Origin of the sequence: Stenotrophomonas sp. STM01 (assembly GCF_014852135.1) — a bacterium.
Classification (GTDB): Bacteria; Pseudomonadota; Gammaproteobacteria; order Xanthomonadales; family Xanthomonadaceae; genus Stenotrophomonas; species Stenotrophomonas capsici.
On the sequence record NZ_JACVBA010000001.1, the window covers coordinates 1,115,541 to 1,131,946 of the forward strand.

A 16,406-nucleotide genomic window follows, 5' to 3' on the forward strand; every position below is an offset into this window, starting at 1 on the left:
CTGCCTCTTCCGGAGCTCCCGCTTGCGCACGCTTCTGCTCGCCACCGCTGTCACCCTGGCCCTGGCCACACCGCTGTCCCGGGCCGATGACACCAAGTTGCCGGACATCGGCTCATCGGCCGGCGAGCTGCTGACCCCGGCCCGGCAGGCCGAGTACGGCGGGATGATGCTGCGCGAGCTGCGCAACTACGGTTACCTGCTGGACGACCCGCTGGTGGACGACTGGCTCAACACCATGGGCCGGCGGCTGGGCTCCAACAGCGCCCAGCCGCAGCAGAAGTACACGTTCTTCATGATGAAGGACCGCCAGATCAACGCCTTCGCCACGCTGGGCGGCTACATCGGCATGAATGCCGGGCTGGTGCTGACCGCAGAGCGCGAGGACGAGGTGGCCGCGGTGCTGTCCCACGAGATCGCCCACGTCACCCAGCAGCACGTGCTGCGCGGGGTGGAGCGCGCCCAGCGCGACCAGATCCCGATCCTGCTGGGCATGCTGGCGGCGGTGATCGCCGCCCAGCAGGCCGGCGGCAATTCCTCCGGCGACGCCACGATGGCGGCGATCACCTCCGGCATGGGCCTGATGCAGCAGCGGCAGATCAACTACACCCGCTCCAACGAGTCCGAGGCCGACCGCCTGGGCATCCGCACCCTGGCCCGCAGCGGTTACGACGTGGATGCGATGGCCGGCTTCTTCGAGCGCATGTCCGCGGCCATGCGTGGCAACGAGGGCGGCTACTCGACCCCGGACTTCCTGCGCACCCACCCGGTCAACACCACCCGCATCAGCGAGGCCAAGTCGCGCGCCGAGCAGATGAAGAAGGACACCCTGCTGCTGACCACGCAGACGCCGACCGGGATCCACCAGGAACGGGTCAACCCGGCCATCCCCGATACCACCGGCGACCCGCTGTCCAGCAGCGGCAACCCGCTGCTGCCCTCCGGCCTGCAGCTGTCGCTGCCCAGCAGCAGCCTGCCGCGCGGGGCCACCGGCCAGTTCGACTGGGCCCGCGAGCGACTGCGCGTGCTCAGCGCCACCACGCCCTCGGAGCTGATCCGCGAGTACGAAGGGCTCAAGCGCAGCCAGAAGAACGGCCTGACCGACGCCCAACGCTACGGCGTGGCGATCGCCCGCCTGCGCGACGGTGGCACCGCGGCCAGGCAGGCCCTGCAGGAACTCCAGCAGCTCGACGGCGAGTACCCCGACAACCTCTGGATCGAACTGGCGCTGGGCGAGGCGGAGTCCCGCAACGGCCAGTTCGCCCAGGCCAATGCCCGCTTCGACGCACTGACCAGGCGGCTGCCGCAGAACCGGCCGGTCGCGCTGACCTATGCGCGGGTGCTCAACGAACAGGGGGGCGAGGACGCCGGCAAGCGCTCGCAGGCGATGCTGCGGCCGTTGCTGGCCCGTTCCGGCGACGACCCGGTGTTCCAGGCCACCTTCGCCCGCGCCAGCGAACTGGCGGGCGACACCACCCGGGCCAGCGAAAGCTACGCCGAGGCCGCCTACCTGAACGGCCGTCCGGAACAGGCCCTGATCCAGTTCCAGGCCCTGCTCAAGCAGCCCAGCCTGGATTACGTCACCCGGGCCCGGGTCGATGCCCGGATCGAGTCGATCATGCCGACCGTGCTGGAAATGCGCCGGCTGGGCCAGCGTGACCCGGAGATGTCACGCAACTGACCGATGCTGCACGGGCGCCAACCGGTACGCCCCCCGCGCTGTCACAAACCCGTCATCAAACCGTAGTCTACTGGGCGCATTCCCGCTTGATGGGCACTAACGGTAGGCACGACGTGCAGAAACGCATCCTGATTGTCGATGACGAACCCGCGATCCGTGACATGGTCGCCTTTGCCCTGCGCAAGGGCGAGTACGAACCGGTGCATGCCGGTGACGCCCTCGAAGCCCAGACCGCCATCGCCGACCGTGTCCCGGACATGATCCTGCTGGACTGGATGCTGCCCGGCACCAGCGGCCTGGAACTGGCCCGGCGCTGGCGCAAGGAAGCGATGACGCGCGATGTGCCGATCATCATGCTCACCGCCCGTGGCGAGGAGAACGACCGCGTCGGTGGCCTGGAAGCCGGCGTGGACGACTACGTGGTCAAGCCGTTCTCGGCACGCGAACTGCTGGCGCGGATCCGCGCGGTGATGCGCCGCACCCGCGATGACGATGAGGACGGCAGCGTGTCGGTGGGCACCATCCGCATCGACGGTGCCGCCCACCGCGTGTTCGCCGGCGACGTGCCGGTGCCGATCGGCCCCACCGAGTACCGCCTGCTGCACTTCTTCATGACCCACCCCGAACGCGTCTACACGCGCTCGCAGCTGCTGGACCATGTCTGGGGCGGCAGCGTCTACGTGGAGGAGCGCACCATCGACGTGCACATCCGCCGCCTGCGCAAGACGCTGGAACCGTTCGGTGCGGAAAACATGGTGCAGACCGTTCGTGGCGCCGGCTATCGGTTCTCCGCTTCGATCTGAGCGGTGATGCGGCCGGCAGGCCGTGCCATGCGCTTGATGCTATAACCCGGGTTCATCCGCATGAACCCTCCGCGCCACCCCGAGAACGCAATGCCCCGCCAATTCCGATCCGCCTGGTTGAAGACGCTGGCCACCGTGGCCGTGCTGTTGCTGCTGGCCGGATTGCTGGGGACGTGGACCGGTCATCCGGCCCTGTGCGTGGCGGTGGCGGCGCTGCTGGTCCTGACCTGGCACTACTGGCGACTGCGCCAGGTGCTGCTGCGCCTGACCGCACGCCAGCGCTGGGAGACCAGCAATGGGGTGGGCGTCTGGAACGAGCTGGACCGGCTGCTGTACCGCAACCAGCAGGAGATGCGCGTGCGCAAGCGGCGCCTGATCGAGATGCTGCGCAGCTATCGCGCAGCCGCCGCCGCGCTGCCCGACGCGGTGGTGGTGGTGGACCGCAACACCCAACGCGTGCAGTGGTTCAACGAAGCGGCCACCAGCCTGCTCGGCCTGCAGCACCCGGCCGACATGGGCGCGGCACTGGTCGAGCGCCTGCAGCCGCTGCCGCTGGCGCATTGGCTGGCCGGCGGCCGCAACGCCGAGCCGATCCTGGATGCCAATTCGCCGGTCGACCCGGGCATCCGCCTGCACCTGCGCCTGATCCCGTACTCGGACCACCACTGGCTGCTGGTGGCGCGCGACGTCACCAAGCTGCTGCACCTGGAACAGGTACGCCGCGACTTCGTGGCCAACGTCTCGCACGAGCTGCGCACGCCGCTGACCGTGGTGCATGGCTACCTGGACATGATGGACCCGGAAGACTTCCCCGATACCGGCCCGATGCTGTCGGAGATGCGCAAGCAATCCCAGCGCATGGCGCAGCTGGTCGAGGACCTGCTGACCCTGTCGCGGCTGGAATCGCAGCAGCACACCGAGCTGGAGACGGTGGCGATGACCTCGATGCTGGCCTCGCTCAAGCGCGAAGCCGAAGCGCACAGCCAGGGCCGCCACACCATCACCGTCGAGGACCAGGCTGGGGTGGACCTGGCCGGTTCCAACAAGGAACTGCACAGCGCCTTCTCCAACCTGCTGACCAATGCGGTGCGTTACACGCCCGCCGGCGGCAGGATCAGCCTGACCTTCGCCCGCGAGGGCAAGGGCGCGGTGCTTGCGGTCACGGACACCGGCTACGGCATCCCGGCCAACCACCTGCCGCGGCTGACCGAGCGCTTCTACCGCGTGTCCAGCAGCCGCTCGCGCGAAAGCGGCGGCACCGGGCTGGGGCTGTCGATCGTCAAGCACATCCTCGGCCTGCACCAGGCCCGGCTGGAAATCCGCAGTGAAGTGGGCCAGGGCAGCACCTTCGCCTGCCATTTCGATGCCGAACACGTACGTCCGCGCAGCAACTCCCCCTCGATCTCGTCCACGGAAGACTTCCCGGCATGAACCCGCCCTCCCCCGCCCCCGTCGCTGCCCCCGAACTGTTGCGAGATCCGGCGCTGTACATCAACCGGGAGTTGTCGCAGCTGGACTTCAACTTCCGCGTGCTGGCCCAGGCGAAGGACGAGCAGGTGCCGCTGCTCGAACGCCTGCGCTTCCTGTGCATCTCCTGCACCAACCTGGACGAGTTCTTCGAGATCCGCGCCGCCGCCGTGCGCCACGCGCAGGAGTTCGGCCTGCCGCCGGCGCCGGACGGGATGAGCCCGCAGGCCATCCTGAGTGCCATCCACGACCGTGCCGCCGAACTGGTGGACCAGCAGTACCGCTGCTGGAACGAAGTACTGCGCCCGGCACTGGCCGAGGCCGGCGTCGGCATCCTCGCGCAGAAGGCATGGACCGCGCGCCAGCACCGCTGGCTGCGCGCCTACTTCCGCAACGAGATCATGCCGGTGCTGTCGCCGCTGGGCCTGGACCCGTCGCACCCGTTCCCGAAGATCCTCAACAAGTCGCTGAACATCGTGGTCGTGCTGAAGGGCACCGATGCTTTCGGCCGCGCCGGCCACCTGGCGCTGGTACGCGCGCCGCGCTCGCTGCCGCGCATCATCCAGCTGCCCGAGTCGCTGGGCGGCCCGCAGAACTTCGTGCTGCTGTCGGCGGTGCTGTCGACCTTCGTCGACGAACTGTTCCCGGGCATGGAAGTACAGGGCGCCTACCAGTTCCGCGTCACCCGCAACTCCGAGCTGGTGGTGGACGAGGAGGAAGTGGAGAACCTGGCGCTGGCGCTGCGTGATGAACTGGTCGACCGCGGCTATCGCCCGGCGGTGCGCCTGGAGATCGCGCACGATTGCCCGAAGCCGATCATGCAGACGCTGCTGCAGAACTTCGGCCTGTCGGAGAACGCGGCCTACCGCATCAATGGCCCGGTCAACCTCAACCGCGTCATCCAGGTCTATGACCTGCTGCAGCGGCCGGACCTGAAGTACCCGCCGATGAGCCCGCGCGTGCTCAAGACCTCCGAAGGCATCTTCGAGATGGCCGCGCGCAACGACATCCTGCTGCACCACCCGTTCGACTCCTTCAGCACCGTGCTGGAGCTGATCCGTGAGGCGGCGGTGGACCCGAACGTGCTGGCGATCAAGCAGACCCTGTACCGCACCGGCAAGGACTCCGGGATCGTGGAAGCGCTGATCCTGGCCGCGCGCAACGGCAAGGACGTCACCGTGGTGGTGGAACTGCGCGCGCGCTTCGACGAAGAGGCCAACCTCGGCCTGGCCGACCGCCTGCAGGATGCCGGCGTGCAGGTGGTGTACGGCGTGGTCGGCTACAAGACCCACGCCAAGATGCTGCTGATCGTGCGCCGCGAGGGCCGCAAGCTGCGCCGCTACGTGCACCTGGGCACCGGCAACTACCACAGCGGCACCGCCCGCGCGTACACCGACCTGAGCCTGATCAGCGCCGATCCGGACATCGGCAACGACGTGCACCTGCTGTTCCAGCAGTTGTCCGGGCTGGCGCCGAAGATGAAGCTCAAGTGCCTGCTGCAGTCACCGTTCACCCTGCACGCCGGCCTGATCAAGCGCATCGAGCGCGAGACCCGGCTGGCCCAGGAAGGCAAGCCGGCACGCATCATCGCCAAGATGAACGCACTCAACGAGGCGCAGGTGATCCGCGCGCTGTACGCCGCCTCACAGGCCGGCGTGCAGATCGACCTGATCGTGCGCGGCGCCTGCACTCTGCGCCCGGGCGTGGAAGGCGTCTCGGACAACATCCGGGTGCGCTCGATCGTCGGCCGCTTCCTGGAGCACAGCCGCGTGTACTGGTTCGGCAACAACGGCGCGCCGGAGCTGTACTGCGCCAGCGCCGACTGGCTGGAGCGCAACCTGCTGCGCCGCGTGGAAACCTGCTTCCCGATCCTGGACAGCGACCTGGCCAAGCGCATCTACCGCGAAGTGCTGCAGAACTACCTGGACGACAACCTCAACGCGTGGGACCTGCAGGCCGACGGGCGTTACCTGCAGTGCCAGCCGGCCCCCGGCCAGCCGCCGCATTCAGCCCAGCAGGCCCTGCTCGAAGCGCTGTAAGGCAGGGACCGGGGAAACAGGAACGAGGAGTGGAGGGGGCCGCTGCTGCAGCGCCCTCCGGCGACTACGTCGCGCCCGCGCGGGCGGCGGCGGTGATCGGGCGAGCGGTGCGCCGCCTGTTTTTTCCCGTTCCTCACTCCTCTTCACTCCCTCCTGCCAGTACCATTCCGCCATGCCCCAGTCCTCAACGACCCCACCGCCCCTGCAGGACGGCGACCTGCTGGCCGCCATCGACCTCGGCTCGAACAGCTTCCATATGGTCATCGCGCGCTACCTGCTCGGGCAGCTGCGCGTGGTCGATCGCCTGCGCGAAACCGTGCGCATGGCCGACGGCCTGGACGGCAAGGGCGGCCTGTCCGCCGACGCCCGCCAGCGCGCGCTGGAATGCCTGGCCCGGTTCGGCCAGCGCATCCGCAACATCCCGCCCTACCGGGTGCGTGCGCTGGCCACCAACACCGTGCGCCAGCTGCGCTCGCCGCTGTCCTTCCTGATGCCGGCCGAGACCGCGCTGGGCCACGCCATCGAAGTGGTCAATGGCCGCGAGGAAGCCCGCCTGATCTACCTGGGCGTGGCGCATGCGCAGCCCCCGAAGCCGGGCCAGCACCGGCTGGTGATCGACATCGGGGGCGGCTCGACCGAGTTCATCATCGGCGAAGGCATGCAGACCCTGGAGCGCGAAAGCCTGCAGGCCGGCTGCATCGCCAGCACGCGACGCTTCTTCCCCGGCGGCAAGCTGAGCAAGAAGCGCTGGAAGGACGCACTCACCGAGATCGGCGCCGAGTTCCAGCCCTTCGCCAACAAATACAAGGCGCTGGGCTGGCAGGAGGCGCTGGGCTCGTCGGGCACCCACAAGGCGATCAGCGAGATCTGCGCGGCGATGAAGCTGAGCAAGGGCGCGATCACCGCCGAGGCCCTGCCGCAGCTGCGCGAGGAACTGCTGCGCGCCAAGCACATCAACGACATCAACCTGCCGACCCTGTCCAGCGAGCGCCGCCCGATCATCGCCGGCGGCGTGCTGGTGCTGGAGGCGGCGTTCCAGTCGCTGGGCCTGCAGAAGCTGCTGGTCAGCAAGGCGGCGATGCGCGAAGGCATCCTCTACGACATCATGGGCCGTGCCAGCGACAACGACCCGCGCGACGAATCGGTGGCGGCGCTGACCCAGCGTTACGCCATCGACACCACCCAGGCCCTGCGCGTGGAGGCCACCGCACAGCGCCTGTTCGAGCAGGTGGCCGAAAGCTGGAAGCTGGATTCGGACGATGCCCGCATGCTGGGCTGGGCCGCGCGCCTGCACGAGCTCGGCCTGATGATCGCGCACAGCGGTTACCACACCCACGGCAGCTACGTGATCGAGAACTCGGACATCTCCGGCTTCTCGCGGCAGGAACAGCAGATGCTGGCGGCGCTGATCCGCACCCATCGCCGCGGCGTGTCCAAGGCCGCCTTCGATGCCCTGCCCGAGCGCCTGCTGCTGCCAGCCAAGCGTACCGCCGCCCTGCTGCGGCTGGCGGTGCTGCTGCACCGCGCGCACGAGCCGGACCCGATCCCGACGCTGGAGCTGTCGGTGGACGGCAACACGCTGTCACTGGTCCTGTCCAAGGACTTCATCGACGCACGGCCGCTGCTGCGCGCGGACCTGGTCGGCGAAGCCGAAGGCATGCTCGGCCTGGGCATCAACTTCCGGCCGTTCGTGGCCTGACCTCCCGCACGCGGCGGACGGAAGCCAACGGGCTCATGGCGAGGGCGCCGGTTGCGCCAGGGCCGCGAACTCCGGCCCGGCCACCCGCAGGTTCTGCCGCAGGTAGGCGCGCAGGCGCTGGCCGGCGGGTTCGGGCACCGGCCCACCCAGATGCCGCTGCAGCATCGTTTCCATCGCGAACAGGTAGGCCTCGCGGGGGATCGGGTCGACCGGCGAATGCCCGCCTTCCGGGTCGACCAGCAGGGTGACCGGGGTGGCCTGCGCCTTCAGCGTGGCCACGTAATGGGTGACCTCGCGGATGGCCACGGTGCGATCAACGGCCCCGGCCATCACCAGCAAGGGCCGGCGCATCCGCGCCGCATTGGCCGATGGCGACTGCACGTGCAGCCGCGCCCGGGTCGCCGGCTCGGTGGCATCCAGTGACAGCGCACGCAGCGTCTGCCGCAACGAACGATCGGGCAGGTCCCCCTGCTCGCCGGACATGACCAGCCAGCGCATCGCCCAGCCCAGGTCCGCGGGCGGCGCGCCGGCCACGCCGACCTTGAACAGCTCCGGCTGGAAGGTCAGCCCCAGCAGCGTGGAGTAGCCGCCGAAGGAATGGCCGACGATGCCGACGCGCCGTGGGTCGCCGATGCCCTGCGCCAGCAGCCAGCGCACGCCGTCGACCACGTCCTGCTGCACGCGGCCATTGCCGTAGTCGCCCTGCGGCGCGAACGTGTACGCGCGGCCATGGCCGGTGGAGCCGCGGAAGTTGGACTGGAACACCACGTAGCCGCGATTGGCCAGGAACTGCGCCACGCCATCGAAGCCGGGGCGGAAGTGGCTGATCGGACCGCCATGGACCTGCGCGACCAACGGCGCCCGCGCCGGATCCACGCCCGGCGGCAACAGCACGAAGCCATGCACCTGCATGCCATCGGAGGCGCGGTAGGACACCGCAACCTTGCGCGAGAGCTGGCTTTCCGGCGGTGCCTGCCCGGCCACCGCGGGCGCATCGAGGATGCGCCGCAGCCCGCCGCGCCGTGCGTCGTACAGGTACCACTGCGGGTCGCGCAGGGTCGCCGCGCGCGCGGACACCAGCCACGTCGAGGATGCGCCGGCGGCCTGCACGCCGATGTCGCGCCCCGGCAACTGGCGGGCGATGGCCGCCAGTACCGGCGCCGCCGCGCCGATGCCGTGGGTGGTGGCCACGGTGCTGCGGTAACTCGCCGCCACGGGCTGCTGGGTGGCCGGATCGAGCACGACCTCGTCCAGGTCGGCCTCGTGGCGCGGATCCTCGTGCAGCGTCCGCAGCGTGTCATCGGCCTCCAGGCGCAGCACGCGGCGGAAGTTGCCGCCGGGGTTGCCGTCCAGCAGCAGGCTGCCGTCGTCCATCGCCGCCAGCAGGTTGACCCGTTCCAGCGGCTGCAGCCGCAATACCGCCCGCAACCGGCCATCGGGCTGCACCCGGTACAGGGCGTCGTGATCGCCATCGAAGCGCGCCAACGCCACGATCCGCCCGGCCGCGTCCAGCGCGACGTCGTGGACCCAGTGCGCGTCTTCGCGCAGCACGCTGCGCTTGCCCTGCGCGTCCATGCGGACGATCCGCCAGCGCTCGCCATCGCCGGCCACCACGCGCTCGCGCAGCAGCACGGCCGCCGGCTGCGAAGGATCGACCTTCATCACCTGGCGCTGCTCCACGCCGCCCAAGGGGGTGCGCATGCCGCCGGCCGAATGCACCGGCACCATTGCCAGCGAACGCGGTGCACGCAGGAACAACCAGCGGCCATCGCGCGACCAGGACAGTTGCCGCGCCTGGGTGCGGCCTACCAGGACCCTGGCTGCACCACCGGCGGTGGGCAGCACCATCAGGCTGCGCGCCTGGCCCTGTTCGCGCAGCCAGGCCACCTGGTCACCGCCCGGCGACAACCGCACAGCGGTGAGTGCACGGTCTTCCAGGAACGCGGCACGTGGCAGACGCGCGGCGGGCGCCAGCGCGCGTTGCGCGGTGGCGGCGCTGTGCAACGTGGGGTCCGGGTCCGCCGCCGGCACGTCTGCGGCCACGCTCATCAGCACAAGCAGCGCCAGCGCCACGCAGGCGTCACGGAACTTGCTCATCATCATTCTCCATGGGTTTCCTGCCCGTTCCCGCACCACGGGAACGGGACCGTTGCGTTCAGGCGATGGCCGCGTGCGTCGACGCAGCGGGTACCGGCAGCGGTTCGCGACGCGGATACATCAGCCACAGGCTGACCAGCGCCGGCAGGCCGACCACGCCGCACAGCAGTACCCATGCCCAGCGCTCGCGCGGCGAATGCGATTGCCGCGCGCTCACCCAGATCGCACCCAGCAACGACGCCAGGCAACCGGCTAACGCCAACCACACCATTCCGGTTGGAACCGGCTGCGGGGGCGCACGCAGTGGATCCGGCGCCGCATACAGGTCCTGCGCACCGAGGCACAGCGTGCGCAGCACCGGCGACAGCCACCAGATGCGCGCCGGATAGGCCGGTGGCAGGTCGACCTGCAGCGCGCGGCGGGCGACCGGATGCACGCGCCCCTCGCCGTCGACGCGCAGCACCTGCTGGAACGGTTGCTGCAGCTCGCTGGACCACACGCCCCAGGTGTAGGTGAACGACACCAGGTAGCCATCCAGCAGCTCGATCATGTCCACCCGGCTGAGGTTGCCCACCGCGGCCGGCATCGGCACGCGCAGCAGCGGCTGCATCCGGTCCAGGCCGTTGGCCGCTTCGCGCCCGGGATAGAAGTAGGCCGCGCGGTCACTGAGCGCCAGCACGTTGTCCCCGGCCGGTGCCGGCGGGCTGGCCATCACCTCGCCCTGCGGCAGACGCACGCGTTCGAAGATGCGCTGCTGCTCGCTGTCGTACTGGTAGGCCGCGTTCGCGTTGAACAGGTAGCCGTCGTCGTACTGCAGCGTCGGTGCCGGGAACGCCGCCTGCGCCGGACCCGCCCCCAGCACACCGCGCGCGCGGCCGTCCAGCGTGCCGTAGCCCACGAAGCGCATGCCGTCGTGCGTGAACACCCAGCGCACCCTGTGTTCGGCATCGTCGAACTCCATCGGCGCCACGTTGGTCAGCTCGCCCCGCCGCGGCAGGCTGCGCAGCGGGTAGCGGGTGACCACGTCGGACAGGGCGATCTGTTCACGCCACAGCGCCGCGTCCGGGTCGCGGCTGTCGGCGATGCCGGACAGCAGGATGTCCTTGCCCTGGGCACGTTCGGCCTCGATGTAGCCGCCCTTCGGCGGCACCGGCATGTTGAGCGGATGCGTGCCGGAAAGCGTCCAGGTCATCTCCACGGCGAAGCCCAGCATCCAGATCAGGAAGTAGGCCCCGACCTGCACCGGCAGCGCGGTCAGCACCACCGCGGCGAAGCTGCGCGGCGGTGCCACCGGATCGGGGCGGAAGGCGATCGCCACCAGTACCACCAGCAGCGCCAGGATCGACAGCTGCACCGCGAGCATCATCACGCCGGAGGCCTGCGCGAACATCAGCAGCACCGGCAGCACCACCACCGCGAACGAATGACGGCGGTTGGCGACCATCGCATAGGCACCGGCGGTGTAACCGATCAGGCCGATCAGCCAGGCCGCGACCGGCAGCATCCAATGCCGCAGGTCCACCACCCGCGCGGTCATCGTGTCCTGGTACAGGGCCACCAGCGCGATCGGCAGCGCCATCGCCACGAACAGCAGCACGGCGCCGGCGCCCCCCAATGCCGCGGCGATGCGCAGGCGGTGCATCGGCCGGTGCAGCAGGCTGAGCCACTGGTTCGGCCGGCGGTAGCTGCCCATCTGGTACAGGCCCAGCAGGGTGCCCGATACCGCATAGGCCACGCTGAAGACCTGGTAGACCTGCAGCGGCTGCTGCGCCAGGTCGACCAGCCGGGTCAGGAACCCGAGGATGCCCGCATGCACCACCGCCGCGGCGATGGTCCACAGGCGAAAGCGCTGCAACTCGCTCTTGAACAGATCGATCATGATCGTGGGCTCCTCAGGCCGCCGCGGGGGCGGCATGGTTCTTGGCCAGGAAGGCATTGACGGCACGGTCCAGGCTGACCGCCATCGACTGCACGTTGCGTGCGCCGCACGCGCGCAGGAAGCGCTCGAAGCCTTCGTCCTGGTCGAGCACCAGGTAGTGGTGCAGGCCATCCAGGCGCTGCACTTCCAGCAGGCCCGGCACGGTGCGCGGGTCCGGCCCCTTGAACGGGACATCGGCGACCCAGTGGCTGACCCGCGCGGTGAAGTCCTCCGGGGCGGACATGTGCTTGAGCTGCCCGCGCTCGAGGATGATCAGGTTGTCGGCGACCCGCTCGATCTCCTCCATCTGGTGCGAGCAATAGATCACCGTGCAGTCATCGGCCGCATTGCTGTAGAGCAGCGACTCCAGGAACGCACGCTTGGCGACCACGTCCAGGCCCAGCGTCGGCTCGTCGAGCACCAGCAGTTCCGGCCGCTGCGCCAAGGCCAGCGCCAGGTTGAAGCCGGCGCGTTCGCCGCGCGAGAGCTGGCCGATCTTCTGCTCCGGCAGCACGTGGTAATGGCCGATCACGCCATCGAAGGCCTGCTGGTTCCAGCGGCGGTACTGGTGGCGCTGCATCGCGGTCACCTGCGACACCCGCATCCAGCCCGGCAGGGTGTGCTCCTCGTTGACGAAGCCGATCCGTGCGCGATCGGCCGGGGTCAGCTGCTGGCTGTCCTTGCCCAGGATGCACGCCTGCCCGCTGCTGGGGGGCATGAAGCCGAGCAGGACCCGGAACAGGGTGGACTTGCCGGCGCCATTGGCACCGACGATGGCGTGGATGCGCCCGCGCGGGATGGCCAGGTCGAGCCGGTCCAGCGCCAGCTTGCGGCCGTAACGCCTGCTCAGCGCCCGGGTCTGGATCACGTAGTCGGTGTCGGTGTGCATGTCGGTTCCAATGCCGCGCCGGGGCGGCTCAGGCGGTCTTGCGGGAGGCCAGCTGCTGCAGTTCGTGGGCCAGGCGTGCCTCCACGGCTTCGTCCGGGAAGCCCAGCGGGATCACGTCGTTGACGAAGCGGCCGATGGCCTCGTCGAGCCGGCGCTCACGCTCGGCATCGGACAAGCGCTGGCGGGGCGCAGCCACGTACAGGCCCATGCCCTGCCGGGATTCCAGCCAGCCCTCGGTGGTCAGCTCGGCGTAGGCCTTGGCCACGGTGTTGGGGTTCACCATGAGTTGCTGGGCCAGGCCGCGCACGCTGGGCAGCTGCGCACCGGGCGCGAGCGCGCCGGTGGCGATCTTCATCCGTACCGCGTCCACGATCTGGCGCCCGATCGGGCGGGGATCGCCGGTGACGATCTGGATCATCAATGCCTGGGTGCGTGCCATGTCCTTGCCCATCAACTGTACTAGTTGAAATAGTACAGATAGATCAGCCGGTGCCGTCAAGCCCCGTCCGACGAAACGCCCGCAGGACGACCCAAACCGGTGCCCGCGGCGACGAACGTCATGGGCCAGTCATCCACACGACACGCATTGGTCACCGCCGGTGCCCACGCTGTCGGCAAAACGGAGGCACTGCCATGCGCTATGCGATCGTCACCGAGACCTATCCGCCGGAGGTCAACGGCGTGGCCTTGACCGTGCAGAGCCTGGAACAGGGCCTGCGCCGCCGCGGCCATGACGTCGAACTGGTCCGGCCACGGCAGAACCAGGACCCACCGGCCGCGTACGAGCTGCTGGTGCGCGGTGCGGCATTGCCGCGCTATCCCGGCCTGCGCTTCGGCCTGCCCGCCCCGCAGCGCTTGGCCCGGCAATGGCAGCAGCAGCGCCCCGACGCGATCTACATCGCCACCGAAGGCCCGCTCGGCTGGTCGGCGATGCGCGCCGCACGCCGGCTCGGCATCCCCGTCGCCTCCGGGCTGCATACCCGCTTCGACGAGTACCTGCAGGACTACGGCGCGGCATGGCTGCAACCGGTCGCGCTGGGCTGGATGCGGCGCTTCCACAACCAGGCCGATGCGACGCTGGTGCCGACCAACGAACTGCAGCAGTTCCTGGCCGCGCAGGGCTTCTCGCGGGCACGCCTGCTGGCACGCGCGGTCGACGGCAGCCAGTTCGACCCGCAACGCCGCGATGCCGCCCTGCGCGCGCAGTGGGGCCTGCCGGACGATGGACTGGCGGTGATCCATGTCGGTCGCATCGCCGCGGAAAAGAATCTTGGGCTGGCGGTGAAGGCGTTCCGCCGCATCCAGCAGGTCAAACCGGACGCACGCTTCGTCTGGGTCGGCGATGGCCCGCTGCGCGAGAAGCTGGCCAGCGAGAACCCGGACTTCATCTTCTGCGGCATCCAGCGCGGCGAGGCATTGGCACGGCACTTCGCCAGCGGCGACCTGTTCCTGTTCGCCAGCCGCAGCGAAACCTTCGGCAACGTCACCCTGGAAGCCATGGCCAGCGGCGTGGCGACGGTTGCCTTCAATTACGGTGCCGCGCGCGAACACCTGCGCAGCGGCCATAGCGGAGTTGCCGTGGAGAACGAGGAAGGCTTCATCAACGCGGCCGTGCAGCTGGCCGGTGATGAGGAGATGCGTACCACCCTGGGCGCCAACGCCAACCGCGCGATGCAGCGGCTGCACCCGGAGCAGGTGGTCGCCGAATTCGAAGCCCTGCTCGATGAACTTGCCCTGCGGAGACGTGCCCATGTCGTTGCTGCCGCCTGAAGGTATCGCCGCCCGCGAGGCACGCTGGTGCCGCCGCGCCAACCGCTACGGCCGCCGCCGTGGCATCCGCATCGTGTTCTCCACGCTGAGCCGGCTGGGCGATGGGGTGTTCTGGTACATGCTGATGGGCGCCCTGGTGCTGGCCGATGGCCTGGACGGCCTGCAGGCCTCGATCCACATGGCCATCACCGGGGCCGTCGCACTGACCCTGTACAAGGGCCTCAAGCGCTGGACGCGCCGCCCGCGCCCGTTCGCCGCCGATGTGCGCATCCGCGCCTGGGTCGCGCCGCTGGACGAGTACAGCTTCCCCTCCGGCCACACCCTGCATGCGGTGTCCTTCACCGTGGTGGCGCTGGCCTACTACCCGTGGCTGGCACCGCTGCTGGTGCCGTTCACCGCGGGCGTGGCGATGTCGCGCGTGGTACTGGGCCTGCACTACCCCAGCGACGTCCTGGCCGCCACCGGCATCGGCCTGCTGCTGGGGACCGCCTCGCTGCAGCTTTCCCCGCTGCTCGCTGGCTGAGGCCGGCGGGCGCGCGTGGCCGCCGCGCACGCCCTACAATGCGCGCATGACCACGTTGTTCATCTCCGATCTGCACCTGGACCCCAGCCGTCCAGCCATCACCGAACTGTTCCTGGCCTTCCTGCGCGATGAAGCCCGGCAGGCCGAGGCGCTGTACATCCTGGGCGACCTGTTCGAAGCCTGGATCGGCGATGACACGCCCTCGGCCGCCGCCGATGCGGTGGCCACGGCACTGCGCGGGATCAGTGATGCCGGCGTGCCGGTGTACTTCATCCGCGGCAACCGCGACTTCCTGGTCGGCAACGACTACGCGGCCCGTGCCGGCATGCGCATCCTGCCGGACCCGGCGGTGATCGAGTTGTATGGCAAGCCGGTGATGCTGCAGCACGGCGACCTGCTCTGCACCGACGACGTCGCCTACCAGGCCTTCCGCGCACAGACCCGCGATCCGGCGTTCATCGCGCAGTTCCTGTCGCAACCGCTGGAAGCCCGCATCGCCTTCGCACAGAAAGCGCGCGCGGCCAGCCAGGCGCGCCAGTCGGAGATGAAGCAAGGCGACCGCGCGCAGTTCGAGACCGTGACCGACGTGGCCCCGGCCGAAGTGGCCGCCACGTTCCAGCGCTATGGCGTGGACACGATGATCCATGGCCACACCCACCGCCCTGCGATCCACACCCTGCAGGCCGGCGATCACGCCTGCACGCGCATCGTGCTCGGCGATTGGTACGAACAGGGTTCGGTGCTGCGCGTGGATGCCGACGGCTACCGGCTGGAAGCGTTGTTCGCATCCCCCTGATGCGATAGCGCCGGGCTCTGCTTGGCCGTGAGCGTCGCCGCCCACGTCCAAAGCCCCCCTCCCCTTTCCCGTGGCAAAGGGAGGGGGCAAAGCATCACTCAGGTGGCGTGATAGCAGGCGTCAGGGCGCTTCCACCGGCACGGCCGGATCGCGGGCGCAGCCTTTGAAGGTGTTCTTGCCCAGCACGAACTCAGCCGTGAACGGGTGGCTGAGGTCGGACATGCCGTCCGAACAGGTCGCCCGTTCGATGGTCAGGCGGAATGCGTTGTCGCCCTCGCCGCCCTGCACCTGCAGCAGCCCGTCGACCAGGCTGCGCGTACCTTCGAAATGACGCGGCGCGTCCTGCGTCTCCGGCGTGGTGTAGTCCAGCGTGCCGCCTTCCACGCGCACGCCCCAGAACGGCTCGGTGCCCGATGCCTGCAGCACCTGCGGGAAGTCAGTGCTTGCCGCGACGACCGGCTCTGCCACCGGGGCCGGGGCTGGCGCGGGGGTTTCAGCCACCGGCGGCGCCGGCTGGCTGCAAGCGGCCAACGTGGCCAGAAGCACGAGTCCCATGTATGCCTGCTTCATCCATTTTCTCCTTGGTGGGCAGCGGTGAAGGTGGCTACCTTCGCATCCCAGCCTGTGACGGCACGTGACTGGCGTCAATCGGACGGGCGCTGAAATCCTGCTTCATCGGGCGATGCTCCCGCCCGGCGGGTGACCGGATCCCTCTCCCGTCCGCACG

General features: G+C 69.5%; 13 protein-coding genes. 8 read left to right on the forward strand and 5 right to left on the reverse strand.

The genetic code is table 11. From position 1 onward, the window contains the following. The first annotated feature begins 22 nt into the window (after positions 1-22). The 5 genes from IB227_RS05210 (at position 23) to ppx (ending at position 7,686) form a co-directional block, all read left to right on the forward strand. Entirely contained in the window at positions 23-1,678 is a 1,656-nt protein-coding gene (locus IB227_RS05210) for a M48 family metalloprotease (RefSeq protein ID WP_192286552.1), read from the forward strand. Between the two features lie 113 nt (positions 1,679-1,791). Further along, positions 1,792-2,481 carry a phosphate regulon transcriptional regulator PhoB gene (gene phoB, locus IB227_RS05215; protein WP_132862564.1) on the forward strand — a complete coding sequence of 230 codons (690 nt, stop codon included), beginning with the start codon at positions 1,792-1,794 and terminating at the stop codon, positions 2,479-2,481. 90 nt (positions 2,482-2,571) lie between these two features. Continuing rightward, complete coding sequence (phoR, locus tag IB227_RS05220; protein WP_132862563.1) at positions 2,572-3,912, forward strand: phosphate regulon sensor histidine kinase PhoR; 1,341 nt, start codon at positions 2,572-2,574, stop codon at positions 3,910-3,912. Further along, positions 3,909-5,987, forward strand: a complete 2,079-nt coding sequence (gene ppk1, locus IB227_RS05225; protein WP_192286553.1) for a polyphosphate kinase 1 — start codon at positions 3,909-3,911, stop codon at positions 5,985-5,987. The genes phoR and ppk1 overlap by 4 nt, the downstream gene beginning before the upstream one ends. A gap of 172 nt (positions 5,988-6,159) precedes the next feature. Then, on the forward strand, positions 6,160-7,686 hold the full coding sequence (ppx, locus tag IB227_RS05230; RefSeq protein ID WP_192286554.1) for an exopolyphosphatase: 1,527 nt from the start codon (positions 6,160-6,162) through the stop codon (positions 7,684-7,686). 33 nt (positions 7,687-7,719) lie between these two features. Here ppx and IB227_RS05235 read toward each other — a convergent pair whose 3' ends face one another. From IB227_RS05235 to IB227_RS05250, 4 genes are read right to left on the reverse strand one after another with little or no spacing between them, the layout of a single operon-like run. Next, the gene (locus IB227_RS05235; RefSeq protein ID WP_192286555.1) at positions 7,720-9,783 is read right to left on the reverse strand and encodes a prolyl oligopeptidase family serine peptidase; all 2,064 of its coding nucleotides are present in this window, start codon (positions 9,781-9,783) and stop codon (positions 7,720-7,722) included. Positions 9,784-9,841: 58 nt separating this feature from the next. Next, entirely contained in the window at positions 9,842-11,662 is a 1,821-nt protein-coding gene (locus tag IB227_RS05240) for a hypothetical protein (RefSeq protein WP_192286556.1), read from the reverse strand. 13 nt (positions 11,663-11,675) lie between these two features. Then, a complete protein-coding gene (locus IB227_RS05245) occupies positions 11,676-12,590 on the reverse strand; it encodes an ATP-binding cassette domain-containing protein (RefSeq protein WP_192286557.1) in 915 nt (304 codons plus the stop codon). A 28-nt stretch (positions 12,591-12,618) separates the two neighbouring features. After that, on the reverse strand, positions 12,619-13,041 hold the full coding sequence (locus IB227_RS05250; RefSeq protein ID WP_225591594.1) for a GntR family transcriptional regulator: 423 nt from the start codon (positions 13,039-13,041) through the stop codon (positions 12,619-12,621). A gap of 182 nt (positions 13,042-13,223) precedes the next feature. Between IB227_RS05250 and IB227_RS05255 the strand changes: the two genes are divergently transcribed. From IB227_RS05255 to lpxH, 3 genes are read left to right on the forward strand one after another with little or no spacing between them, the layout of a single operon-like run. Then, positions 13,224-14,360 (forward strand): glycosyltransferase family 1 protein, encoded by a 1,137-nt coding sequence (locus IB227_RS05255; protein WP_192286558.1) that lies wholly within the window; start codon positions 13,224-13,226, stop codon positions 14,358-14,360. Continuing rightward, a complete protein-coding gene (locus tag IB227_RS05260; RefSeq protein ID WP_192286559.1) occupies positions 14,341-14,883 on the forward strand; it encodes a phosphatase PAP2 family protein in 543 nt (180 codons plus the stop codon). The genes IB227_RS05255 and IB227_RS05260 overlap by 20 nt, the downstream gene beginning before the upstream one ends. 46 nt (positions 14,884-14,929) lie before the next feature. Then, entirely contained in the window at positions 14,930-15,679 is a 750-nt protein-coding gene (gene lpxH / locus IB227_RS05265; protein ID WP_192286560.1) for a UDP-2,3-diacylglucosamine diphosphatase, read from the forward strand. Between the two features lie 120 nt (positions 15,680-15,799). Here the strand turns inward: lpxH and IB227_RS05270 are convergent, their stop codons facing one another. Continuing rightward, positions 15,800-16,234 carry a hypothetical protein gene (locus IB227_RS05270; protein ID WP_192286561.1) on the reverse strand — a complete coding sequence of 145 codons (435 nt, stop codon included), beginning with the start codon at positions 16,232-16,234 and terminating at the stop codon, positions 15,800-15,802. Between the last annotated feature and the right edge of the window lie 172 nt (positions 16,235-16,406).